Here is a 267-nt window from a genome sequence, read left to right as displayed (position 1 = left end):
TCGACCAGCTTGCTTAACTCTCACCGCCAGGGCAGCAAGAACGCCCAGTGTAAGGGGAAGTGGAACACGACCTGCGTCTGCGGCGCCACCTTCGATACGGTCAACCTGCTTAACACTCACCGCCGGAGCAGCCGCGACGCTCAGTGCAAGGGGGGACGGAACACCACCTGCCGTTGCGGTGCCACCTTTGCTTCGGTCAACCTGCTTAACGCTCACCGGCGGAGCAGCAGCGACGTTCAGTGCAAGGGGAAGAAGAACACCACCTGT

Annotated in this window: 1 protein-coding gene; it reads right to left on the bottom strand. The window is 61.4% G+C overall.

What is annotated here, in order from left to right; all coding sequences use genetic code 11:
- Positions 1-267: hypothetical protein (locus E1189_RS23155; protein ID WP_196221063.1), on the bottom strand; the 267-nt coding region annotated here is incomplete at both ends.

The organism is Parendozoicomonas verongulae (assembly GCF_009711465.1).
GTDB lineage: Bacteria > Pseudomonadota > Gammaproteobacteria > Pseudomonadales > Endozoicomonadaceae > Sansalvadorimonas > Sansalvadorimonas verongulae.
Note: the sequence above shows the minus strand (reverse complement) of the source record. Positions and strands in the feature narration are given on the sequence as shown.